The 21,403-nt window shown below is 73.2% G+C and carries 23 protein-coding genes; 9 read left to right on the top strand and 14 right to left on the bottom strand.

Annotated elements, in window-relative coordinates; genetic code table 11:
- Positions 1-71 precede the first annotated feature (71 nt).
- From ABZ570_RS02150 to ABZ570_RS02135, 4 genes are read left to right on the top strand one after another with little or no spacing between them, the layout of a single operon-like run.
- On the top strand, positions 72-1,778 hold the full coding sequence (locus tag ABZ570_RS02150) for a nitrite/sulfite reductase (RefSeq protein WP_358055816.1): 1,707 nt from the start codon (positions 72-74) through the stop codon (positions 1,776-1,778).
- A gap of 22 nt (positions 1,779-1,800) precedes the next feature.
- Complete coding sequence (locus ABZ570_RS02145) at positions 1,801-1,959, top strand: hypothetical protein (protein ID WP_358055814.1); 159 nt, start codon at positions 1,801-1,803, stop codon at positions 1,957-1,959.
- 56 nt (positions 1,960-2,015) lie between these two features.
- Positions 2,016-2,780: a phosphoadenylyl-sulfate reductase gene (locus tag ABZ570_RS02140; RefSeq protein WP_358055812.1), complete on the top strand. Its 765-nt coding sequence runs from the start codon at positions 2,016-2,018 to the stop codon at positions 2,778-2,780.
- 14 nt (positions 2,781-2,794) lie between these two features.
- A complete protein-coding gene (locus tag ABZ570_RS02135; protein WP_358055970.1) occupies positions 2,795-3,544 on the top strand; it encodes a CbiX/SirB N-terminal domain-containing protein in 750 nt (249 codons plus the stop codon).
- Positions 3,545-3,715: 171 nt separating this feature from the next.
- Here ABZ570_RS02135 and ABZ570_RS02130 read toward each other — a convergent pair whose 3' ends face one another.
- Both ABZ570_RS02130 and ABZ570_RS02125 read right to left on the bottom strand, forming a co-directional pair.
- Positions 3,716-3,973 carry a WhiB family transcriptional regulator gene (locus ABZ570_RS02130; protein ID WP_073834718.1) on the bottom strand — a complete coding sequence of 86 codons (258 nt, stop codon included), beginning with the start codon at positions 3,971-3,973 and terminating at the stop codon, positions 3,716-3,718.
- Between the two features lie 500 nt (positions 3,974-4,473).
- The gene (locus ABZ570_RS02125) at positions 4,474-5,424 is read right to left on the bottom strand and encodes a diacylglycerol kinase family protein (protein ID WP_358055810.1); all 951 of its coding nucleotides are present in this window, start codon (positions 5,422-5,424) and stop codon (positions 4,474-4,476) included.
- A gap of 43 nt (positions 5,425-5,467) precedes the next feature.
- On the opposite strand from ABZ570_RS02125, the gene ABZ570_RS02120 reads away from it, so the two are divergent.
- Entirely contained in the window at positions 5,468-5,857 is a 390-nt protein-coding gene (locus ABZ570_RS02120; protein WP_358055808.1) for a hypothetical protein, read from the top strand.
- An 82-nt stretch (positions 5,858-5,939) separates the two neighbouring features.
- Here ABZ570_RS02120 and ABZ570_RS02115 read toward each other — a convergent pair whose 3' ends face one another.
- From ABZ570_RS02115 to sodN, 3 genes are read right to left on the bottom strand one after another with little or no spacing between them, the layout of a single operon-like run.
- Complete coding sequence (locus tag ABZ570_RS02115; RefSeq protein WP_358055806.1) at positions 5,940-6,347, bottom strand: ATP-binding protein; 408 nt, start codon at positions 6,345-6,347, stop codon at positions 5,940-5,942.
- A 32-nt stretch (positions 6,348-6,379) separates the two neighbouring features.
- On the bottom strand, positions 6,380-6,952 hold the full coding sequence (locus tag ABZ570_RS02110; protein WP_358055804.1) for a GNAT family N-acetyltransferase: 573 nt from the start codon (positions 6,950-6,952) through the stop codon (positions 6,380-6,382).
- Entirely contained in the window at positions 6,949-7,353 is a 405-nt protein-coding gene (gene sodN / locus ABZ570_RS02105) for a superoxide dismutase, Ni (protein WP_358055802.1), read from the bottom strand. Before sodN ends, ABZ570_RS02110 begins: the two co-directional genes overlap by 4 nt.
- Positions 7,354-7,437: 84 nt before the next feature.
- Here sodN and ABZ570_RS02100 point away from each other — a divergent pair, with 84 nt between their 5' ends.
- From ABZ570_RS02100 to ABZ570_RS02090, 3 genes are all read left to right on the top strand, one after another.
- Positions 7,438-7,794 (top strand): S24/S26 family peptidase, encoded by a 357-nt coding sequence (locus ABZ570_RS02100; RefSeq protein WP_358055800.1) that lies wholly within the window; start codon positions 7,438-7,440, stop codon positions 7,792-7,794.
- A gap of 140 nt (positions 7,795-7,934) precedes the next feature.
- Positions 7,935-9,110 (top strand): NADP-dependent malic enzyme, encoded by a 1,176-nt coding sequence (locus tag ABZ570_RS02095; protein WP_358055798.1) that lies wholly within the window; start codon positions 7,935-7,937, stop codon positions 9,108-9,110.
- A gap of 74 nt (positions 9,111-9,184) precedes the next feature.
- On the top strand, positions 9,185-10,147 hold the full coding sequence (locus ABZ570_RS02090) for a zinc-binding dehydrogenase (protein ID WP_358055796.1): 963 nt from the start codon (positions 9,185-9,187) through the stop codon (positions 10,145-10,147).
- 134 nt (positions 10,148-10,281) lie between these two features.
- Here ABZ570_RS02090 and ABZ570_RS02085 read toward each other — a convergent pair whose 3' ends face one another.
- From ABZ570_RS02085 to ABZ570_RS02070, 4 genes are read right to left on the bottom strand one after another with little or no spacing between them, the layout of a single operon-like run.
- Entirely contained in the window at positions 10,282-11,244 is a 963-nt protein-coding gene (locus tag ABZ570_RS02085) for a chlorophyllase (RefSeq protein WP_358055793.1), read from the bottom strand.
- A 59-nt stretch (positions 11,245-11,303) separates the two neighbouring features.
- Positions 11,304-11,831, bottom strand: coding sequence for an aminoglycoside adenylyltransferase (locus ABZ570_RS02080; protein WP_358055791.1), 528 nt, complete (start codon positions 11,829-11,831; stop codon positions 11,304-11,306).
- A gap of 43 nt (positions 11,832-11,874) precedes the next feature.
- Positions 11,875-12,792 carry an alpha/beta hydrolase gene (locus ABZ570_RS02075; RefSeq protein WP_358055789.1) on the bottom strand — a complete coding sequence of 306 codons (918 nt, stop codon included), beginning with the start codon at positions 12,790-12,792 and terminating at the stop codon, positions 11,875-11,877.
- Positions 12,789-12,950 (bottom strand): hypothetical protein, encoded by a 162-nt coding sequence (locus ABZ570_RS02070; RefSeq protein WP_358055787.1) that lies wholly within the window; start codon positions 12,948-12,950, stop codon positions 12,789-12,791. Before ABZ570_RS02070 ends, ABZ570_RS02075 begins: the two co-directional genes overlap by 4 nt.
- Between ABZ570_RS02070 and ABZ570_RS02065 the strand changes: the two genes are divergently transcribed.
- Entirely contained in the window at positions 12,949-13,122 is a 174-nt protein-coding gene (locus ABZ570_RS02065) for a hypothetical protein (protein ID WP_358055785.1), read from the top strand. The genes ABZ570_RS02070 and ABZ570_RS02065 overlap by 2 nt on opposite strands.
- A 49-nt stretch (positions 13,123-13,171) precedes the next feature.
- Here the strand turns inward: ABZ570_RS02065 and ABZ570_RS02060 are convergent, their stop codons facing one another.
- From ABZ570_RS02060 to ABZ570_RS02040, 5 genes are all read right to left on the bottom strand, one after another.
- Positions 13,172-14,293: an acetate kinase gene (locus ABZ570_RS02060; RefSeq protein ID WP_358055783.1), complete on the bottom strand. Its 1,122-nt coding sequence runs from the start codon at positions 14,291-14,293 to the stop codon at positions 13,172-13,174.
- Complete coding sequence (gene pta / locus ABZ570_RS02055) at positions 14,290-16,362, bottom strand: phosphate acetyltransferase (RefSeq protein ID WP_358055781.1); 2,073 nt, start codon at positions 16,360-16,362, stop codon at positions 14,290-14,292. Before pta ends, ABZ570_RS02060 begins: the two co-directional genes overlap by 4 nt.
- A gap of 72 nt (positions 16,363-16,434) precedes the next feature.
- The gene (locus ABZ570_RS02050) at positions 16,435-17,142 is read right to left on the bottom strand and encodes a DUF998 domain-containing protein (RefSeq protein ID WP_358055779.1); all 708 of its coding nucleotides are present in this window, start codon (positions 17,140-17,142) and stop codon (positions 16,435-16,437) included.
- A 109-nt stretch (positions 17,143-17,251) separates the two neighbouring features.
- Positions 17,252-17,431, bottom strand: coding sequence for a DUF6104 family protein (locus ABZ570_RS02045; protein ID WP_091124467.1), 180 nt, complete (start codon positions 17,429-17,431; stop codon positions 17,252-17,254).
- A gap of 90 nt (positions 17,432-17,521) precedes the next feature.
- Positions 17,522-21,253: a multifunctional oxoglutarate decarboxylase/oxoglutarate dehydrogenase thiamine pyrophosphate-binding subunit/dihydrolipoyllysine-residue succinyltransferase subunit gene (locus ABZ570_RS02040; protein WP_358055777.1), complete on the bottom strand. Its 3,732-nt coding sequence runs from the start codon at positions 21,251-21,253 to the stop codon at positions 17,522-17,524.
- Positions 21,254-21,403: the final 150 nt, after the last annotated feature.

The raw sequence follows: 21,403 nt of genomic DNA, 5'->3' as shown, positions 1-21,403 counted from the left end.
CACGGCCCTCCAGCAGGGCCGGCCGTCGCGTCCGCGTTCCCAGGCACCGCAGACAGACGGAGGACGCCGCGATGGCGGTCAGCAGCACCCCCACCCGCTCCGACAACCCGCCCGCCGTACGGGCACCCCGCCGTCCCCGGGGCGAGGGGCAGTGGGCCCTCGGGCACCGCGAGCCGCTCAACGCCAACGAGCGGATCAAGAAGGACGACGACCCGCTGAACGTCCGCGCCCGGATCGAGAACATCTACGCCCACCATGGCTTCGCCTCGATCGACCCGCAGGACCTGCGCGGCCGATTCCGCTGGTGGGGCCTCTACACCCAGCGGAAGGTGGGCATCGACGGCGGGCGGACGGCCGTGCTGGAGCCGCACGAGCTGGAGGACGAGTTCTTCATGCTCCGGGTCCGGGTCGACGGCGGCGAGCTGAACCTGGCCCAGCTCCGGGTCGTCGCCGACATCTCCCGCGAGTTCGCCCGGGACACCGCCGACATCACCGACCGGCAGAACATCCAGTTCCACTGGATCCGGGTCGAGGACGTGCCGGAGATCTGGCGCCGGCTGGAGGAGGTGGGCCTGCAGACCACCGAGGCGTGCGGCGACTGCCCTCGCGTCGTGCTGGGCAGCCCGGTCGCCGGCGTGGCCCGGGAGGAACTGGTCGACCCGACGCCGGCGATCGACGAGATCGTCCGCCGGTACGTCGGCGACAAGCGCTTCTCCAACCTGCCCCGCAAGTTCAAGACCTCGATCTCGTGGCTGGTCGACACCCCGTACGAGGCGAACGACATCGCCTTCCTCGGCGTGACGCACCCGGAGCACGGTCCCGGCTTCGACCTCTGGGTCGGTGGCGGCCTGTCCACCAACCCGATGCTGGCCAGGCGCCTCGGCGTCTGGGTGCCGCTGGCCGAGGTGCCGGACGTCTGGGCCGGCGTGGTCGGCATCTTCCGCGACTACGGCTACCGCCGGCTGCGCAACCGGGCCCGGCTGAAGTTCCTGGTCGCCGACTGGGGCGTGGAGCGCTTCCGCGAGGTGCTGGAGAAGGAGTACCTGGGCCGGACGCTGCTCGACGGTCCCGCCCCGGAGCTGCCGGCGAAGCCGATCGACCACATCGGCGTGCACCCGCAGCGCGACGGCCGCAACTACGTCGGGGCGGCCCCGGTGGTGGGTCGGGTCTCCGGCCCGCAGCTCGCCCGGCTCGCCGACGTGGTCGAGGCGCACGGCAGCGACCGGGTGCGGCTCACCCCGTACCAGAAGCTGCTGGTGCTGGACGTGGCGCCGGAGCGGACCGACTCGCTGGTGGCGGAGCTGCGCCGGATCGGCCTGGAGGCCCGGCCGTCGGCCTGGCGGCGCGGCACGATGGCCTGCACCGGCATCGAGTTCTGCAAGCTGGCCATCGTCGAGACCAAGGCGCGCGGCGCGGAGCTGGTGGCCCGGCTGGAGGAGCGGCTGCGCGACTTCGACGCCGACATCTCCATCCACCTCAACGGCTGCCCGAACGCCTGCGCCCGCACCCAGGTCGCGGACATCGGGCTCAAGGGGCAGCTGGTGGTCGGCCCGGACGGCCGGCAGGTGGAGGGCTTCCAGGTGCACCTCGGCGGCGGCCTCGGCATGGCGCAGGGGCGGACCGCCGGCTTCGGCCGCAAGCTGCGCGGCCTGAAGACCACCGCCGAGGAGCTGCCCGAGTACGTGGAACGGCTGGCCCGCCGCTACCTGGCCAGCCGGAGCGAGGGCGAGGCCTTCGCCAACTGGGTGATCAGGGTCGAAGAGGAGGAACTCCGATGAGCGAGCGTAGCGAGGTGGCGCGATGAGCGATGCCCGTTCCGTGCCTCTCTACTGCCCGTACTGCGGGGAGGAGGACCTGCGGCCGAGCGAGGCCGGGCACGGCGCCTGGGAGTGCCACGCCTGCGCGCGGGTCTTCACCGTGCGGTTCACCGGTCTGCGCTCCCCGGCGGTGGCCCGGTGAGCGCGAGGAGTGCAGCGGAGCGGAGCCCCGCAGTCGCGAACCAACGGCCGGCACCGGTGAGCGGCCTGGTCTCCGCCGCGGGCCTGGGCCTGGTCGGAGTCGGCGGCCCGGCCCCCGCCGATCCGGGGCGGCGCGACCCGGAGGAGCTGCGCGCGCTGGCCGAGGAGGCCGGCCGGGAGCTGGCGGACGCCCCGGCGCTGGAGATCGCCCGCTGGGCCGCGGAGACGTTCGGCGACCGCTTCTGCGTGACCAGCTCGATGGCCGACGGGGTGCTGGCCCACCTGGTCTCCCGGGTCGCGCCCGGCGTGGACGTGGTCTTCCTCGACACCGGGCTGCACTTCCCCGAGACGCTGCGGGTCCGCGACGAGGTGGCCCGGCGGCTGCCGGTGAACGTGCGGTCGATCCGGCCCCGGATGACCGTCGGGCAGCAGGACGGCCAGTACGGCCCCCGCCTGTTCAGCCGGTCCCCGGACGACTGCTGCCAGCTGCGCAAGGTCGAGCCGCTGGAGCGGGCGCTGACCGGGTACGACGCCTGGGCGGCCGGGCTGCGCCGGGACGAGTCGCCGACCCGGGCCAACACCCCGGTGGTGGCCTTCGACACCCGACGCGGCAAGGTCAAGGTGAACCCGATCGCCGCCTGGACCGAGCGCGACGTGGACGCCTACGTCGCCCGCTACGACATCCCGGTCAACGAGCTGTTCGGCCGGGGCTACGGCTCGATCGGCTGCTGGCCCTGCACGCGCCGGACGAAGGCGGGGGAGGACCCCCGGGCGGGCCGGTGGGCCATGTTCGAGAAGACCGAGTGCGGCCTGCACAGCTGAGCCCCGACCCGCCGATGGTGCTGGTCGCACACGGCAGTCGGGACCCGCGGGCGGCCGAGGCGACTCGCGCGTTGGCCCGGGCCGTGGCGACCGCTCGTCCTGGCGCCACCGTGCGGCCGAGCTGGCTGGACCACAGCGAGCCCGGGCCGGCCGCCGTCCTGCGCGACCTGGCCGCCGCCGGTCATCCCCGGGCGGTGCTGGTGCCGCTGCTGCTGACCGCCGCGTACCACCGGAAGGTCGACATCCCGGCGGCCGTCGCCGCGGCCCGGGAGGGCGGGTCGCCGATCGACGTACGGGTCGCCGACGTGCTCGGGCCGGCCGCCGGGCCGGTGGACGGCGCGCTGCTCGCCGGGTTGCGCCGCCGGCTGGCCGAGGCGGCGCCGGGCGGGTACGACGCCCTGGTGCTGGCCGCGGCCGGCACCCGCGATCCCCGGGCGCGCGGCTCGGTGGGCCGGGTCGCCGCGGCGCTCGGCGCCGAGCTGGGTGTCCCCTGCCACGTGTCGTACGCCTCGGCGGCGCCCCCGTCGGCCGGGGTCGCGGTGGCGAAGCTGCGGGCGGCCGGGGCCCGCCGGGTCGGGGTGGCCGCCTATTTCCTGGCGCCCGGCCTGTTCCACGACGCCGTGCGCGTCGCCGCCCGGGATGCCGGCGCGGTGGCCGTCGCCGCGCCGCTGGCCGACGCCCCCGACCTCGCCGACCTGATCCTCCGCCGCGCCGCCGCCCAGCTGACGCCGCCCAACCCGCCTGACGCCGCCCAACCTGCCTGACGCCGGCCAACCCGCCTGACGCCGCCCGGCCCGGCTGATCATGAGGTTGGCGGCGCTCGGCGCGGGCCACGGCGCCGTCAATCTCATGATCGTCGGGGGCAGGGCCGGCCGGGGGCTGGACAGCAAGACGCCCCGGCGGGGAACCCGGCCGGGGCGTGCTGTGCGGTGCGATCAGGCGGAGTGAGCGCGCAGCACCCGGAGCCCGCCGCGGCGCTTGACCGCGCGGCGCTCCTCCTCGCTCATCCCGCCCCAGACGCCGGCGTCCTGACCGGACTCCAGCGCCCACTGCAGGCACTGGTCCGTCACCGGGCAGCGCCGGCAGACGGCCTTGGCCTGCTCCACCTGCAGGAGGGCCGGACCGGACGTCCCGATCGGGAAGAACAGCTCCGGGTCCTCGTCGCGGCAGACGGCATCGTGGCGCCAGTCCATGGCGGCAACACTCCTCATTCTTAAGTGGGGGCCAGATAACGCTTCGTTGCTTTTCCTATATGCGTCCGCATTGCCGATTGGTGACGGTCAGCATCCATCAATTCGGCGCTGCGTGAGCAGGCTGTTCGGGCCGGGGACCTGCCGGAACCGCTCAACCTGCCGAGCATATCCAGGCAATGTCCCGGTAACACGAGTTCGCTTGTGAATACTTTCACGAACTGTCGGGATGTCAAGGGTGCCGCTCGGAAAAACTCCGAACAGTGAGCGGGCTCACCACCCTTTTGTCCGGGTTTCCGAGCGCTCTGGTTACCCGGTGTGCCACAGCCGAGGATCAATGTAGTACAGTCTGCGTGACATTGCTGACATTTCGGCACCTTCCCGTCGGCGTGGCTTCGATGGCTCCAGCGCGGCGCGTCTGACGCCGCGCCACCAGCCGGAGCCGTCGCCCACCGCGGGGGGAGCGGTGGGTTGCCCGGTCAACCGACGCGAGTACCCAGGATCTAGCAGATTACTCTCAGTGCGGCGGGAATGGATGTGAATCTGACTTTCTCCCGCTCGCCCAGGTAGTCCCCGTCCAGCTGGAAGGCCAGCGGACGGGCCGAGAGCAGGGTGAACTCGGGCACGTCGTGCAACCGGAGCACCTGCCGGCCGTGCGGGTCGGGCGTCCGGGAGAAGAACTGCGTCACCGTACGTGCCGTGCTGCCCACCCGGAGTTGGCGCATGGCGAGCACGTCCAGCCCGAGGTCGAACGACGCCTCCGGGTTCGGGTTGATCTCCCGCTCGCCCAGGTAGGTCCAGGGCGCGGTGTTCTGGATGATGACGGTGGCCAACTCGGCCTCCGCGGCCTCGCCCGGACGCTCCAGAATGATCGAGGGATGCCGGCGGTCCGAAGCCAGGAAGAACTGCCTCACCGTCGACCGCAGGTAGAGCGCCGGCGTGGAGACCCGGCCCCGCCGGCGGGCCTGCTCGACCCGGTGGATCACCGCCGCGTCGATTCCGAAGCCCGCGCAGAAGGTGAAGTAGCGGTCGTCCGCCCGGCCCAGGCCGATGGTGCGGGACCGGCCCAGGCGCAGCCCCTCAAGGATCATGCTGGTCCCGTCGGGCCACTCCCGCGGCAGGCCGAGCGCGCGGGCGAAGACGTTGGTGGAGCCGCCCGGGACGGTGGCCAGCGCCGGCAACCGCTCCGCCGGGGTCTCCCCGGTGCGGAAGGTCGGCGGCTCGGCGGTCATCAGGCCGTTCACCACCTCGTTGACCGTGCCGTCGCCGCCGAGCGTGACCACCAGGTCGACGCCCTCCTCCGCGGCCTCCCGGGCCAGGTCCGTGGCGTGGCCCCGCCGGCGGGTGTACCGCACCGACAGGTCGACTTCGCTGCGCAGCGCCCGGACCAGGACGTCCCGGCTGCGCTCGCTTGTGGTGGTGGCCTTCGGGTTGACCACCAGGACGGCCCGCATGCGCGGCACTGTACCGCGCCTACCCACGGGTATCGTGTCGCCCGTGACGATTGACTCCGACCCGGTCCCCGCCCCGCTGCGCTGGGCGGTCCGGCTGCTGCACGCCGAGGCGGTGGCGCTCGGGGTGGTAGCGGCGTGGCTGATCTGGTCCGACCTGACCGCGCGCAGCACCGACCTGACCTCGGCCCTGCTGGTGACCGCGTTCGCGGTGGCCGGGGCGGCGGCGCTCTGGGCCCTCGGCGGTGCGCTGGTCCGCCGGAAGTCCGGTGCCCGGGCACCGGCCATCGTGCTCGAACTCATGCTGCTGCCCGTCGGCTGGTACATGATCCAGGGCGGGCTGGGCTGGCTGGGGCTGCCGCTCATGGCGCTCGGCCTCGGGGTGACCGGGCTGCTGGTCAGCTCGCCGACCAACCGGGCCCTCGGCTTCCGGTGATCCGCCCGGCCTCCCGCAGCGCGCGGCCGCCGGGCCGGTGGCCGCGCCGCAGCGGGCCGGTAGCCGGAGGCGTCGGGGCGGGTCAGTAGCCGGAGGCGCGGCGGGTCAGCAGGGAGATGGTGGCCCGGCCGTCGGCGGCCCGGGCGGACGCCGAGGTGGTCAGCGCGGTGAGCACCTTCCAGGCGAAGGACGACTCGGAGGGGAGGGTGGCTCCCCGGACGGTCGGCACGGCCACCTCGACGGTGAGCGCGTCCTCGGTGACCGCGAACCGGCACTCCAGCTCGGCGTTGCGGGTGGCGATGGCGAGCAGCATCGCGCACGCCTCGTCCACCGCGATGCGCAGGTCCTCGATCTCGTCGAGGGCGAACTGGAGCCGGGCGGCCAGGCCGGCCGTGGCGGTGCGGAGCACGCCGAGATAACCGCCGTCGGCCGGCACGGTGAGGTGCACGACATCGTCGTCGGTGGTCGGCTGGCCGGTCAGTTGAGTCACGCCTCATCCCCCCGGTGCGGGACTCTACCCGCTCAGCCCGCCGGGTGCGTGGGCGCGGCGGCCGCCTGGGCGGCGAGGTCGTGCAGGGCCGGTCCGGTGAGTCGGTAGGGCACCCACTCGTCCATCGGGTTCGCCCCGATGGACGCGTAGAAGCGGGCCGCCGGGTTCCAGTTGATCATCCACCACTCCAGCCGCCGGTAGCCGCGCTCGACGCAGATCTCGGCCAGGGTGGCGAGCAGCCGGCGGCCGACCCCGGTGCCCCGGGCGGCTGGACGGACGTACAGATCCTCCAGGTAGATGCCGTGCACGCCCTCCCAGGTGGAGAAGTTGAGGAACCAGAGGGCGAAGCCCACCGGCTGCTCCGCCGCGTCCACCGCGACGTGGCCGAAGAGGGCCGGCTCGGGGCTCCGACCACTCCAGCTCGGCGCGTCCGCGCCGCGACCCGGAGCAGTCGGGAACAGCGCGGTGGCGAGCTGTTCCTCGGTGAGGTGGCACTGCTCGGGGGCCCGCTCGTAGTCGGCGAGTTCGTGCACCATCGCGACGACGGCCGGCACGTCCTCGGGACGTGCCGGCCGGATCGCCGGTGCCGGTTCGGGCAGCGTCACGCCTGCTTGGTCTCCCAGAAGATCTTCGAGATCTCGTCGATCTTGGAGAGCAGCTCGTCGGCCTTCGCCGGGTCGGTCGCGCCCTTGGCGCCGGCGGCGCCGGCCATCTTGGTCGCCTCGTTGAAGAGCTGGTGCAGGTGGGGGTACTTCTCGAAGTGAGCCGGCTTGAAGTAGTCGGTCCAGAGCACCCAGAGGTGGTGCTTGACCAGCTCGGCGCGCTGCTCCTTGATGAGGATGGCGCGCGTGCGGAACTCCGGGTCGGTGTTGGACTGGTACTTCTCGCAGATCATTTTGACCGACTCCGCCTCGATGCGGGCCTGGGCCGGGTCGTAAACGCCGCACGGCAGGTCGCAGTGGGCGCTGGCGGTCACACGGGGCGTGAGGATGCGGGGAAGGCGCATCAGGGTCCTCCATGGGATGTTTGCGATGATCCAAGCCGACCTTACTCCTGGAGATGCTCCCCGACGGGCGGGAGGTGAAACCCGGTGGGTGCCACGAACGGCTCCGCCCCGCCCGTGCTGCGCGGGCCGCTGGCGGCCGTGCTGGTCACCGGCCCCTCCATGGCCCCGACCCTGCGGCACGGGGACGCGGTGCTCGTGCGTACCGGCGGCCGGCCGGTCCGCCCGGGCGACGTGGTGGTCGCCGTCTTCCGTAGCCGCCCCGACCTGCTCGTCGTCAAGCGCGCGGTCCGTCCGCAGGCCGGGGGCTGGTGGGTACGCGGCGACAACGCCCTGGTCACCGACGACTCCCGGGCGTACGGGGTGGCGGACGTCCGGGGCCGGGTGGTGGCCCGCTACTGGCCGCGTCCCGGGTTGGTCAAAGGTCGGCGACAGTGGATATGACCCCGCTCACACCTGAGTGACGGGCGCGCCACTATGCTCGGAAAGTGCCCGGGTGACCCCCCGCACCGCCGCCCCGCTGGCCGCTGACCGCGCGCGCCGAGCCGGACCGGTCCGTCTGCTCGACAGATCCTGGAGTCACCATGTCTACGTCCACCCCGGATCCTGCTGATCCCGTCTTCCGGCTGCACGCCGGCGGCAAGATGGCGGTCGCCTCGACCGTTCCGCTGACCAGCCGGGAGGACCTCTCCCTCGCGTACACCCCGGGCGTGGCCCGGGTGTGCGAGGCGATCGCCGCCAACCCCGACCTCGTCAACGACTACACCTGGGTGTCGCACACCGTCGCCGTGGTCACCGACGGCTCCGCCGTACTCGGTCTGGGCAACATCGGTCCCCGCGCCGCGCTGCCCGTGATGGAGGGCAAGGCGGTGCTGTTCAAGCAGTTCGCGGGCGTGGACGCGGTCCCGGTCTGCCTGGACACCCAGGACGTGGACGAGATCGTCGCGGCGGTCCGCGCGCTCGCCCCCTCGTTCGGCGGGATCAACCTGGAGGACATCAGCGCCCCGCGCTGCTTCGAGGTGGAACGCCGGCTGGACGAGGCGCTGCCGATCCCGGTCTTCCACGACGACCAGCACGGCACCGCCATCGTGGTGCTGGCCGCGCTGCGCAACGCGACGACCCTGCTGGACCGCAAGCTCGGTGACCTGCGGGTGGCGGTGAGCGGGGCCGGGGCGGCCGGCGTGGCGGTGACGAAGATGCTGATCGCCGGGGGCGTGAACCCGGACCAGGTCGTGGTCTGCGACTCGAAGGGCATCATCGGCCGGCACCGCGAGCTGACCGGGAGCAAGGCCGAACTCGCCGAGACCACCAACGCCGACGGTCGGCAGGGCGACGTCAGCGAGGCGCTGCGCGGCGCGGACGTGCTGGTCGGCGTCTCCGGCGGGCAGATCCCCGAGGCGGCGGTCGCCGGGATGGCCCCCGGCGGGATCGTCTTCGCGCTGGCCAACCCCACCCCCGAGGTGCACCCGGAGGTGGCCGCCCGGCACGTCGCGGTGGTCGCCACCGGGCGCAGTGACTACCCCAACCAGATCAACAACGTGCTCGCCTTCCCCGGCGTGTTCCGGGGCGCGCTGGACGCCCGGGCCACCCGGATCACCGACGGGATGAAGGTGGCCGCGGCCGACGCCATCGCGAACGTGGTCGCCGAGACGCTCACCGCGGAGGCCATCGTGCCCTCGCCACTCGACCCGCGGGTCGCCCCGGCGGTCGCCGAGGCGGTGGCCGAGGCCGCCCGCCGCGACGGCGTCGCCCGCCGCTGAGGCGTAGGAGGGGCCCCTCTTATCGCTCTTTGCACAGGAAGGGCCCCTTCTTAACGGCCGCTCAGCTTGTTACGGTGCCGATCATGCGTGCCGCATATGCCTCGGCCATCGACGCCGACAACCCGCTCGCCGCGCTCACCGTCGGCGACCGCCCCGAGCCGGCCCACCCCGATCCGGACTGGGTCACCGTGCAGGTGCGGGCCAGTTCGCTCAACCACCACGACCTCTGGTCACTGCGCGGGGTGGGACTCAGCGGCGACGAGCTCCCGATGATCCTCGGCTGCGACGCGGTCGGCACCGACCCGGACGGCAACGAGGTGGTCATCTACCCGGTGGTGCCCACCCCGGGCGATCCACGGGGGATCTCCATCCTCTCCGAGCACTTCCCCGGCACCTTCGCCGAGCGGGTGGCCGTACCCCGGATGAACCTGCTGCCGCTGCCGGACGGCCTGTCGGCGACCGACGCCGCCTGCCTGCCCACGGCCTGGCTCACCGCGTGGCGGATGCTCACCACCAAGGGCCGGGTGGACGAGGGTGAGTCGGTGCTGGTGCAGGGGGCCGGCGGGGGCGTGGCCACCGCGGCCGTCGCGCTGGGCGTCGCGCTCGGCAAGCGGGTGTACGCGACCAGCCGCGACGCGGCGAAGCGGGAGCGGATCGCCGAGCTGGGCGCGACCGCGCTGGAACCGGGCGCCCGGCTGCCCGAGCGGGTGGACGTCGTGATCGAGACGGTCGGCGCGGCCACCTTCGACCACTCGCTGAAGTCGGCGGCGCCGATGGCCCGGATCGTGGTCTCCGGCGCCACCGCCGGTCACGAGCCCAAGGTCAACCTGCGCCGGGTCTTCGCCATGCAGCTGGAGATCCTCGGCGCCTCGATGGGCACCCCGGGCGAGCTCACCGAGCTGCTCGCGTTCTGCGCCGAGCACGAGGTACACCCCGTGGTCGACTGCGTGGTGCCGTTCAGCCGGATCGAGGAGGGCTTCGCCCGCCTGGCCTCCGGCAAGGTCTTCGGCAAGGTCGTCATCGACCACACCGCCTAACCCCCTTACCCCCCTTACCCCCACCCCCCTCCCCCTCGCCTGCTCCCGTTGATCAAGAGGTTTGCGTCATCCGGGGCCCGGATTCTGACGTAAACCTCTTGATCAACAAGGTTGGGCAGGGGGCGGGGAGGGGGTCAGAGGTGGTTGTCGAGGGTGGCCAGGCCGCCGCGGGTGGCGTCGGCGGGGAGGCGTTGCCTCGCCGCCGCGTCCCCGTAGAGCGTCCAGCGCAGGAACTCGACCGTGGTGTCGGCGACCACCCGCAGCGTCCCGCCGTCGCTGAGCAGGGCTCGGCCGTGGTCGCCCTTGGGCAGGCTCAGCATCGCCTTCGGCCACGGCACCGCGTCATAGACCGCCTTGCCGGCGGCGTAGTCCACCACCTCGTCGGCCTGGCCGTGCACGAAGAGTTGCGGCGCGGCGGCCCCGGCGAAGGCGGTGCCGACGCCGAGCGCCGTACCGGCGAAGACGATGCCGGCGTCGAGTCGGTCGTCCCGGCCGGCGGTGAACAGCCCGATGGTGGTCACGCCGCCCGCGCTGTGCCCGGCCGCGGCCACCCGGTCGGTGTCCAGCCGGCCGTGCAGCGGGTCGTCCGGCTTCTCGTCGAGGGCCAGCACCCGGGTCAGCGCGTACGACACGTCGGCCGGCTGGTTGAGCACGTCGAGCACGTTGCCGTCGCCGCCCGCGCCGGTGTGCGGGAACCGGGGCGCGGCCACCACGAACCCGGCCGCCGCCCAGCGGCTCAGCAGCAGCTGGTAGTCCTCCGGCCGGGCGCCCAGCCCGTGGCTGAACATCACCACCGGAAACCGCCCGTCGGCCGCCGCCGCGGACCGCTCGGGCGCCCCGCCCGCCGCGCCCGACGCCGGGTACCAGACGGTCACCGGGAGGGCGCGGTCGCCGTCGCGGTTCAGCTTCAGCTGGCGTACGCCGACGGCGAAGCTTTCGGTGGGGGCATGCCCGGCGGGTACCCGGGGCGCCGGAGCGCTCGTCTTCGGTGACGCGCTCGGTGCGGCCGGCCGGGCCGGGAGGGTCCCGCTCGAGCAGCCGGCGAGACCAGCGGTGAGCAGGGCGGCGGCGGCCAGCGCGGCACGGCGACGGAGCATGAAGCCGATTCTGCCTCGTGATCCGCACCGGCCGGCCCCGGATCGCGCGGGACCGGCGGTCAGGCTTGGCCGGGCATGCTGCCGCGGAGGCGGGCCAAATCGGCGGCGTCCTTGGCGCGGCGGGGCCGGGCCGGCATCCAGACCGGGAACATCTCCTTGAACTCGATCTGCGCGGCGACGCTGATGACCGGTGCGACCAGCGGGCCGATGCGGCCCGGCCGGGCGTCCAGCATCCCCTCGGGCAGCGGGGTCCCGGCCCACGGCCCGCCACCGACCACCACCCGGCCGTCGGCGTCCCGATCGAGGTACGCGAAGCTCAGCTCGACGTCGCCGCGGAGCAGGTCGAGCTGGGTCGTGACGGGCAGCCGCGGGTCGGACCGCCAGCCCTCCGCGCTGAGCAGGTCCGCCAGTGTGTCGGCGTCGCGTCGCCAGCAGTACCAGTCGACGTCCGCGTGCGGCCGGGTCACCTCGCCGAGGTGGAAGTCCATCGCCCAGCCGCCGCGCAACCACACCGCGATGCCGGCCCGCTCGGCCAGCGCAGTCACCTCACGGATCGCATCCAGCTGGCGCCCCGCCACCACACCCACACCCCCGACCCTACCCACCACCCCCGCCGGAGTGGGTGGGCGGTCAGCGGGGGAGGCGGCTGGTGAGGGTGGTGACGCCGGGGAGTTGGGCGTCGCGGGGCAGGCGGTGCAGGGCGGCGCGGTCGTCGTAGAGGGTCCACCGGAGGAAGTCGAGGATGGTGGCGAGGACCTGGGGAAAGCCGGGACGGCCAGGGATCAGGTACTCGCCGTGGCCCTGGCCGGGGAGACTCAGGAAGGCGGCTGGCCAGGGCGCGCGGGCGTACGCGGCCCGGCCGACCGACTCCGGCACGATCGGGTCGGCCCCGCCGTGCACGAACAGCAGCGGCGCCACCGGCCCGGCGAAGCTGCCGGCCAGCCCGCCGCCGGCGAGCACGATCCCGGCGCGCAGCCGGGCCGAGTGCCCGGAGGTGAACATGCCGGCCGTGGTGAAGCCGCCCGCCGAATGGCCGGCTGCGGCGATCCGGTCGACGGCCAGGTGCCCGGCGAGCGGGTCGCCGCGGCGGGTGTCGAGGCGTACCAGATGGCGGATCAGGCGCCAGCCGTCGGCGGGCTGGTTGCGGACGTCGTCCCGGGTGAAGTTCCGCGCCCGCAGGTTGGTCCGCGGAAAGGTCGGCGCGGCGACCACGAAGCCGGCGGCGGCCCAGCGGGTGGTCAGCGGGGCGTGCAGCTCGGGCAGGCTGTGCAGCCCGTGGCTGTAGATCACCACCGGGAACCGCCCGGCGGCCACCGCCGCGTCCGGCCGGACGACCGGCGGACCCGCCGTGGCCGGGTACCAGACGGTGACCGGCAGCGGCCGGGGGCCGCCCGGGTCGACGACGAACTGCCGTACACCGACGGCGTACGCCTGCTGCGGGGCCTCCCCGACGGTGGGCGGGGCGGGATCGCCGGTGGTGGCGGTGGCCGAACCACAACCCGCGAGCAGCGCCGTCACCAGCGCGGCGACCAGCCGCAGCATCTTCACGTCTTCACGGTAGGCGGCCGGGTGGCCGGTACGGCCCGGACGTCCGGACCGAGCGCCGCCACCGCAAGGCCGACCCGGCTCCACCGGCCGGACCGGATCGTCGGCACCGGCCCGGCGGAACGCTCCGGGTGGACGAGCTTCGCTAGGGTCACGCGCATGGCTGAGAACCACACCGACCCGAGCGGCAACACCGCCCAGTTCCGCGCCTTCGTCGAGTCGCCCGAGCCGGCAGCGGCGGTCGGGGCGCCGTCCCGACTGCCGCTGATCGCCGGCATCGGCGTCGCCGTCGTGGTGGTGATCGCCGTGGTGGCCTGGTTGGCTCTGGGCTGACGGCGCGGGACCCGGACCCCGCGCCTGCCGCCGGCCGGTCGCGGCAGCCTCAGCCGGGTGAGCCCAGGACCTCCCGGGTCTCCCGGGCGATCTCGCGTTCCTCGTCGGTGTTGACCACGCAGACCGCGACCTCGGCGCCGTCCGGGGAGATCACCCGGTCGCCGCTGCCGTCGTTGCGGGCCGGGTCGACGGCGATCCCGAGCCGCTCCAGGCCGGCCAGCGACGCGGCCCGGACGGGTGCCGCGTGCTCGCCGACACCGGCGGTGAAGGTGACCGCGTCGACCCGCCCGAGCAGGGCGTAGTACGCGCCGACGTACCCGGTGATCCGGCGGCGGTAGACGTCGAAGGCGAGCGCGGCGGCCGGGTCCCCGGCCTCCCGGCGGGCCAGCACCTCGCGCATGTCGTTGACCCCGGTCAGCCCGAGCAGGCCGCTGCGGTGGTTGAGCAGGTCGTCGATCTCGTCCACGCCCATCCCCGCCTCCCGGCGCAGGTGGAAGATGACGGTCGGGTCCAGGTCGCCGCTGCGGGTGCCCATGACCAGGCCCTCCAGCGGGGACATGCCCATCGAGGTGGCCACGCTCCGCCCGCCCCGGACCGCGCAGGCGCTCGCCCCGTTGCCGAGGTGCAGGGTGATCGTGTTCAGCTCCGCGTACGGCCGGCTGAGCAGCTCGGCGGTGCGCCGTGAGACGTACGCGTGCGAGGTGCCGTGGAAGCCGTACCGGCGGATGCCGTACCGCGCGGCGACGCCGCGGTCGATGGCGTAGGTCGCGGCGGCCTCGGGCAGCGTGTGGTGGAACGCGGTGTCGAAGACGGCGACCTGCGGAGTGTCGGGCAGGGCCGCCCGGGCCACCCGGATGCCGGCCAGGTTGGCCGGGTTGTGCAGCGGCGCGAGCGGCACCAGGTCCTCGATCGCGGTGATGACCCGATCGTCGATCAGCGCCGGCTCGCTGAACTTCCGGCCGCCGTGCACCACCCGGTGACCGACCCCGGCCAGCCCGGTCAGGTCGAGCCGGTCGGTGATCTCCCGGACCGCGCTCTCGTGGTCGGCCGGCCCGCCGCCCGGCTCGCCGACCCGCTCGACGGTGCCCTTGTCGCGGACCTCCTCGCCGTCGTACAGCCGGTACTTCACCGACGACGACCCGCAGTTGAGGACCAGGATCCGGTCGGTCACGCGACCTCCTCCGGCGACCCGGCGGCCTGGATGGCCGTGATCGCCACCGTGTTGACGATGTCCGGCACGGTGGCGCCCCGGGACAGGTCGTTGACCGGCCGCCGCAGTCCCTGCATGACCGGGCCGACCGCCACTGCGCCGGCCGAGCGCTGCACCGCCTTGTACGTGTTGTTGCCGGTGTTCAGGTCCGGGAAGACGAACACGGTGGCCCGCCCCGCGACCGGGCTGTCCGGCAGCTTGGTGGCCGCCACCTGCGGGTCGATCGCCGCGTCGTACTGGATCGGGCCCTCCACCAGCAGCCCCGGGCAGCGTTCCCGGACCAGTTTGGTGGCCGCCGCGACCTTTTCCACGTCCGCCCCGAAGCCGGAGTCGCCGGTCGAGTACGACAGCATCGCCACCCGCGGCTCGATGCCGAACCGGGCCGCCGTGCCGGCCGACGAGATGGCGATGTCGGCGAGCTGGGCGGCGTCCGGGTCCGGGTTGACCGCGCAGTCGCCGTAGACCAGCACCCGGTCGGCGAGCAGCATGAAGAAGACGCTGGAGGCGACCGAGACGCCCGGTACGTTCCGGATGATCTCGAAGGCCGGCCGGATGGTGGCCGCCGTGGTGTGGGTGGCGCCGGAGACCATGCCGTCGGCGCGCCCGGTGTGCACCATCATGGTGCCGAAGTAGTTGGGCTGCGCGACGATGTCGTGGGCCAGTTCGGGGGTCACGCCGCGGTGGGCGCGGAGTCGGGCGTACTCGTCGGCGAACTCGTCGCGCCACTCGCTGCGGACCGGGTCGACCACCTGTGCGTCGCCGAGGTCCACGCCCAGCTCCCGGGTGCGCCGGGCGATGTCGTCGGGGCGGCCGAGCAGGGTGAGGTCGGCGACGCCGCGCCGCAGCAGGATCTCCGCCGCGCGCAGGATGCGCTCCTCCGCGCCCTCCGGCAGCACGAGCCGCCGGCGCTGCGCCCGGGCCCGGTCGATCAGGTCGTTCCCGAACATCAGCGGGGTGACCCGTCCGGAGCGGCTGACCCGCAGCCGGCGGGCCAGGTCGACGGTGTCCACGCAGCGCTCGAAGGCGCCGAGCGCCGCCTCCACCTTGCGCGGGTTCGCCGGGCTGGGGCGGCCCTCGATCCGGCTGGACGCCGCGACCGTGTCGTAGCTGTCGCTGGTCACCGAGAGCACCGCCAGCCCGGTGTTCAGCCGTTCGACCAGCCGCATCGCCCGCGGGTCGGGCTGCTCGCCGAGGGTGAGCACCAGGCCGGCCAGGGAGACCTGCCCGGCCACGTGCGCGGCGCCCGCCGCCACCAGCAGGTCGGCCCGGTCGCCGGGGGTGATCACCAACGCGCCGTCGGTGAGATGGTCCAGCAGGGTGGGCACGTGCGCCGCGCCCACCACGTAGTCGAGGACGTCCCGGTCCAGCGCGGTGTCGTCGCCGGAGAGCAGGGTGGCGCCGAGCGCCGCCGCCACCTCGGCCACCGTCGGCGCCGACACGGTCGGCACCTCCGGGATCGCGTACGCGGGGACGGGCAGCTCGGGCAGCGTCATCGGCCCCGGTACCCGGTTGGCCACCACGGCCAGCACGGTCGCGCCCAGCTCCGCCAGGTCGTGGTACGCCCCGCGCACCGCCGCCGCGACCGCCTCGGGCCGCTGCCCGAACCCGTCGACGACGGGCACCACCACGCTGCCGAACTCGGTGGCCAGCCGGGCGTTGAAGGCCAGCTCGCGGGGGCCCGCGCCGTCCCCGTCGGCGAAGTCGCTGCCCACCACGACCACCGCCGGGCAACGCCGTTCGACCTCCCGGTAGCGGGCGACGATCCGGGAGATCAGCTCCTCCCGCCGGCCGTCGGCGACCAGTGCGGTGGCCTCCGCGTACGTCGAGCCGTGCAGCTCGTCGATCGGCAGCTCCACCCGGTAGCGCTCGGTGAGCAGGGTGAGGATCTGGTCGGGCCCGGTGCCGGGGACCAGCGGCCGGAACGCGCCGATCCGCTCGACCTGCCGGGACAGCAGCTCGGCCAGCCCGAGTGCGATGGTCGACTTGCCCCCGCCCGACCCCACGCCGGTCAGGTACACGCTGCGCGCCACGACCTCACGCTACAAGATCGCACGCCGCCTCGCCCGGGTCCTTCTGCCCGGGGCCGTCGGCCCCGGTCAGCGTCAGGACGGTGTCGGCGCGACGGGCCGGCTGCCCGGATCCGCGTCGATCCCGTCGGTCGGCTCCGTGGCTCGGAACAGCGCGTCGCTCTTCGCCACCCAGGCCGCCCCGAAGGCGAACACGGCGACCGTCTCGCACCACAGCACCGGCTTGAGCGCGTGTCGTACGTCCGGGGGAAGCTGCGTGCTCGCCAGCGCGATCGCGATCGCCGCCAGGATGAGCGCGCCGCAGACGCGGTAGAACCGGACGGCCGACGGGCGCGGCGGCACCCCGACCCGGTCCGGGCGGGTGAAGAGGAAGAGACAGAAGGCGGCGAGGAGCACGAAGAGCGCCCCGGCGGCGACCTGGTGCACCACGCCGGCCATCCGGTCGCTGTGGCTGGTCGTGCCGGCCGGCGCGCCCACCGTGGTGGGGAAGAGGGCCACCGCGACCGCCAGCACCCCGGCGACCGTGCCCAGCGCGTCGTCCGGCCGGCGGTACCGGTAGGCGATCAGGAACACCCCGACGGCGCACAGCGAGCCGACGAAGACGTCGCGCATCTCCGTGTGGTAGTAGCTGCTGAGCGAGTCGAGCAGGGTGAGCCGGCGGGCCGCGACCAGGTGACCGACCACCAGCACGACCGGCAGCGCGATGCCGACGGATCCGATGCCGAGGCGCAGGTGGCATACGGTCACCGCGTCCTGCGGCGGTTTGCGGGGTTCGGGAGTCATCTCCGCCTCCCTGGCGTCGGGCGGCGCGTGGTCCGACTCGTCCTCGTCGGACCGTGGGCGCTGCCTTCCAGTGGACGCCAGGGAACGGCCCGCCGTCAATCCGTCCCGGTCACTCGTCGTCCTCGTCGTCCAGCCGGGCCAGCCAGGTGGCGAAGCGCTCGATCGGGGTCTCGAACTCGGGGTTCAGGTCGACGAAGTCGCGCAGCCGTTCGCCCAGCCACTCCAGGCTGACCTGCTCCTCGCCCCGGCGCTCGACGAGTTCCTCGATGCCACGGTCGGTGAAGTACATGTCCGTCCTCTCGCGGAGAGATGGACCGCCACGCGAGCGGGGCAGCGGCCGTCGTACGGTCGCTGCCCCGGTGCTCGCGGCGCGGTCAGGTCACGGGCGGGGGAGAGCCGCCTCGATCAGCGCGGTCTGCTCGACCTCGTGCATCTTCGCCGAGCCCACCGCCGGGGCGGCGGCGGCCGGGCGGGAGATGCGGCGCAGCCGGACGTCGCTCAGGTGCTCCAGCAGGTTGAGCGCGACGAACGACCAGGCACCCTGGTTGGCCGGCTCCTCCTGGACCCAGGCGAAGTCCTCGGCGTTCGGGTACTGCGCCAGGGCGGCCCGGATCTCCTCGACGGGCAGCGGGTAGAGCTGCTCCATCCGGATGATCGCGGTGTCCGTGATCCCCCGCTCCTGCCGGGCCTGGAACAGGTCGTAGTAGACCTTGCCCGAGCAGAGCAGCACCCGCTTCACCTGCGCCGGCGCCGGGGCGGCGGTGTCCCGCAGGACCGGCTGGAAGCCGCCCGAGGTGAAGTCCTCCACCGGCGACACGCAGAGCTTGTGCCGCAGCAGCGACTTCGGCGTGAACACCACCAGCGGCTTCCGCTTCGGCGACAGGGCCTGGCGACGCAGCAGGTGGAAGTAGCTCGCCGGGGTGCTCGGGATGGCCACCCGCATGTTGTCCTCGGCGCAGAGCTGGAGGAACCGCTCCGGGCGGCCGGAGGTGTGGTCCGGGCCCTGGCCCTCGTGGCCGTGCGGCAGCAGCAGGGTGACCGAGGAGCGCTGGCCCCACTTCACCTCGCCGGAGGAGACGAACTCGTCGATCACCGACTGGGCGCCGTTGACGAAGTCGCCGAACTGGGCCTCCCAGCAGACCAGCGCGTTGACGTTCTCCACCGAGTAGCCGTACTCGAAGCCCATCGCGGCGTACTCGGACAGCAGCGAGTCGTGGACGAAGAACCGGGACCGCTCGCCGTCGCCGGTGAGCGAGTTCAGCGGGAGGTAGTCCTCACCGGTCTTCGAGTCGACCACCGCGGCGTGCCGCTGGACGAAGGTGCCGCGCCGGGAGTCCTGCCCGGCGAGCCGGACGGTGACCCCGTCGTGCAGCAGCGAGCCGAACGCGATGATCTCGCCGAAGCCCCAGTCGATGCCGCCCTCGACGGACATCTTGGCCCGCCGATCCAGCAGCTGCTGGATCCGCTTGTGCGGGGTGAAGCCCTCCGGCAGGTTGACGTGCGCCTCGCCGATCGCCTTGACCACGGCGGCGTCGGTGGCGGTGTCGACCTGCGGCTCCGGCTCCTCCTCGCGGCGGGGCCGGCTGACCTGGCGCGGCGTGGAGGCGGCGTCCCGGGTGGCCTTGAAGACCCGCTCGAGCTGCGCGTGGTAGTCGCGGAGCAGCTCCTCCGCGTCCTCCACGGTGATGTCACCCCGCCCGATGAGCTCCTCGGTGTAGAGCTTCCGGACCGACCGCTTCGAGTCGATGATCTGGTACATCTGCGGGTTGGACATCGACGGGTCGTCGCCCTCGTTGTGCCCGCGCCGGCGGTAGCAGACCATGTCGATCACGACGTCCTTGTTGAACGCCTGCCGGTACTCGAAGGCGAGCCGGGCCACCCGGACGACGGCCTCCGGGTCGTCGCCGTTGACGTGGAAGATCGGCGCCTGGATCATCCGGGCGACGTCCGTGCTGTAGAGGCTGGACCGGCTGTATTCCGGGGCGGTGGTGAAGCCGACCTGGTTGTTGACCACCACGTGCACCGTGCCGCCGGTGCGGTAGCCGCGCAGCTGCGACAGGTTGAGCGTCTCGGCGACCACGCCCTGGCCGGCGAAGGCCGCGTCACCGTGCACCGCCAGCGGCAGCACGGTGTAGCCCTCCAGCTTGAGGTCTATCCGGTCCTGCTTGGCCCGGACGATGCCCTCCAGCACCGGGTCCACGGCCTCCAGGTGCGACGGGTTCGCCACCACCGACACCTTGACCGCGTGCTCGCCGTCCGGGGTGGTGAACTTGCCGTTCTGGCCGAGGTGGTACTTCACGTCGCCCGAGCCCTGCGTGGAGCGCGGGTCGAGGTGCCCCTCGAACTCGGAGAAGATCTTCTCGTACGGCTTGCCGACGATGTTGGCCAGCACGTTGAGCCGGCCGCGGTGGGCCATGCCGATGACGACCTCGTCCAGCCCGGCCTCGGCCGAGCACTCCAGCACCTCACCGAGGAGCGGGATCAGCGACTCGCCACCCTCCAGCGAGAAGCGCTTCTGGCCGACGTACTTGGTCTGCAGGAAGGTCTCGAACGCCTCGGCGGCGTTGAGCCGGTTGAGCACGTGCTTCTGCTCGTCCGGGGACGGCTTCTCGTACTTGCGCTCTATGCGTTCCTGGATCCAGCGGCGCTCCTCCGGGTCCTGGACGTGCATGTACTCGATGCCGACCCGGCGGCAGTACGAGTCGCGCAGGACGCCGAGGATCTGGCGCAGCTTCATCCGCTGCTTGCCGGCGAAGCCGTTGACCGGGAAGACCCGGTCCAGGTCCCACAGGGTGAGCCCGTGCTGGAGGACGTCCAGGTCCGGGTGCTTGCGGATCTTGAACTCCAGCGGATCGGTGTCGGCCATCAGGTGGCCGCGCACCCGGTACGCGTGGATCAGCTCGTGCACCCGCGCGGTCTTGTTGATCTGGCCCTCGGAGTTGACGGCCACGTCCTGCACCCAGCGCACCGGCTCGTACGGGATGCGCAGCGAGGTGAAGATCAGGTCGTAGAAGCCGCGCTCGCCGAGCAGCAGCTCGTGCATCACCTTGAGGAACTCGCCCGACTGCGCGCCCTGGATGATCCGGTGGTCGTACGTGCTGGTCAGCGTGATGACCTTGCTGACCGCCAGCTCGGCCAGGGTGGCCTCGCTCATGCCCTGGTAGGGCGCCGGGTACTCCATGGCGCCGACGCCGATGATGGCGCTCTGCCCCTGCATCAGGCGCGGGATCGAGTGGACCGTGCCGATGCCGCCCGGGTTGGTCAGCGAGATGGTGGTGCCGGAGTAGTCCTCCATGGTCAGCTCGTTGCGGCGGGCGCGCCGGACCACGTCCTCGTACGCCTGCCAGAACTGCCGGAAGTCCATCTGCTCGCACGCCTTGATGGAGGGGACCACCAGGGTGCGGCTGCCGTCCGGCTTGGCCAGGTCGATGGCGATGCCCAGGTTGACGTGCTCCGGGCGGACCATCGCCGGCTTGCCGTCGACCTCGGCGTAGGAGTTGTTCATCTCCGGGTGCTCGACCAGCGCCCGGACCATCGCGTACCCGATCAGGTGGGTGAAGCTCACCTTGCCGCCGCGGCCGCGGGCCAGGTGGTTGTTGATCACGATGCGGTTGTCGACCAGCAGCTTCGCCGGGACCGCGCGCACGCTCGTCGCGGTCGGCACGGAGAGCGAGGCGTCCATGTTCTGGACGATCTTGGCGGCGACCCCGCGCAGCGGGGTGGTGCCGGCGGCGCTCACCGCCGGCGCCTTGGCGGCGGGCTTCGGCGCGGCGGCCGGCTTGGCGGCGGGCTTCTCCGCTGCCGTCGGGGCTGCCTTCGCCGGGGTGGCCTTGGCGGCGGGGGCCGGCTTGGCGGGGGTCGGCTGCTGGGCGACGCTGGCGACGGCTTCCTGCTGCTCACCCGGCTCGGGCCGGGTGGCCGCCGCGGCCTTGCCGTCCGGGCGCGGGGTGGCGGCGCCCGGGGCCGGCCGGTAGTCGGCGAAGAAGTCGTGCCAGGCCGAGTCCACGCTCGAGGGGTCGGCGAGATAGCGCTGGTACATCTCCTCGACGATCCACTCGTTCGGGCCGAAACCCGCCAGTGGGTTCTCCTGCGAAGTTTGCTGGGTCGACACGGCCGCTGATCGCCTCTTTCACGCGGGTTCGTATGCACGCGGTGTCCGGCGGTGCCCGGAAACGGGCGCACGGACGGGTCCCAGGCTACGCCGTACGACCGGCGCGGGCATTCTCGCCTCCGGCGGGTGGCCCGTTTCACAGAAGATGGC

The organism is Micromonospora sp. NPDC007271 (assembly GCF_040634005.1).
Classification (GTDB): Bacteria; Actinomycetota; Actinomycetes; order Mycobacteriales; family Micromonosporaceae; genus Micromonospora.
Note: the sequence above shows the minus strand (reverse complement) of the source record. Positions and strands in the feature narration are given on the sequence as shown.

Coding starts and splice junctions, on each gene's coding strand:
- ABZ570_RS02150 (WP_358055816.1), top strand. CDS start 72: ATGGCGGTCAGCAGCACCCCCACCCGCTCCGACAACCCGCCCGCCGTA.
- ABZ570_RS02145 (WP_358055814.1), top strand. CDS start 1,801: ATGAGCGATGCCCGTTCCGTGCCTCTCTACTGCCCGTACTGCGGGGAG.
- ABZ570_RS02135 (WP_358055970.1), top strand. CDS start 2,795: ATGGTGCTGGTCGCACACGGCAGTCGGGACCCGCGGGCGGCCGAGGCG.
- ABZ570_RS02130 (WP_073834718.1), bottom strand. CDS start 3,973: ATGGACTGGCGCCACGATGCCGTCTGCCGCGACGAGGACCCGGAGCTG.
- ABZ570_RS02125 (WP_358055810.1), bottom strand. CDS start 5,424: ATGCGGGCCGTCCTGGTGGTCAACCCGAAGGCCACCACCACAAGCGAG.
- sodN (WP_358055802.1), bottom strand. CDS start 7,353: ATGCGCCTTCCCCGCATCCTCACGCCCCGTGTGACCGCCAGCGCCCAC.
- ABZ570_RS02095 (WP_358055798.1), top strand. CDS start 7,935: ATGTCTACGTCCACCCCGGATCCTGCTGATCCCGTCTTCCGGCTGCAC.
- ABZ570_RS02085 (WP_358055793.1), bottom strand. CDS start 11,244: ATGCTCCGTCGCCGTGCCGCGCTGGCCGCCGCCGCCCTGCTCACCGCT.
- ABZ570_RS02065 (WP_358055785.1), top strand. CDS start 12,949: ATGGCTGAGAACCACACCGACCCGAGCGGCAACACCGCCCAGTTCCGC.
- ABZ570_RS02070 (WP_358055787.1), bottom strand. CDS start 12,950: ATGCGCGTGACCCTAGCGAAGCTCGTCCACCCGGAGCGTTCCGCCGGG.
- ABZ570_RS02050 (WP_358055779.1), bottom strand. CDS start 17,142: ATGACTCCCGAACCCCGCAAACCGCCGCAGGACGCGGTGACCGTATGC.
- ABZ570_RS02045 (WP_091124467.1), bottom strand. CDS start 17,431: ATGTACTTCACCGACCGTGGCATCGAGGAACTCGTCGAGCGCCGGGGC.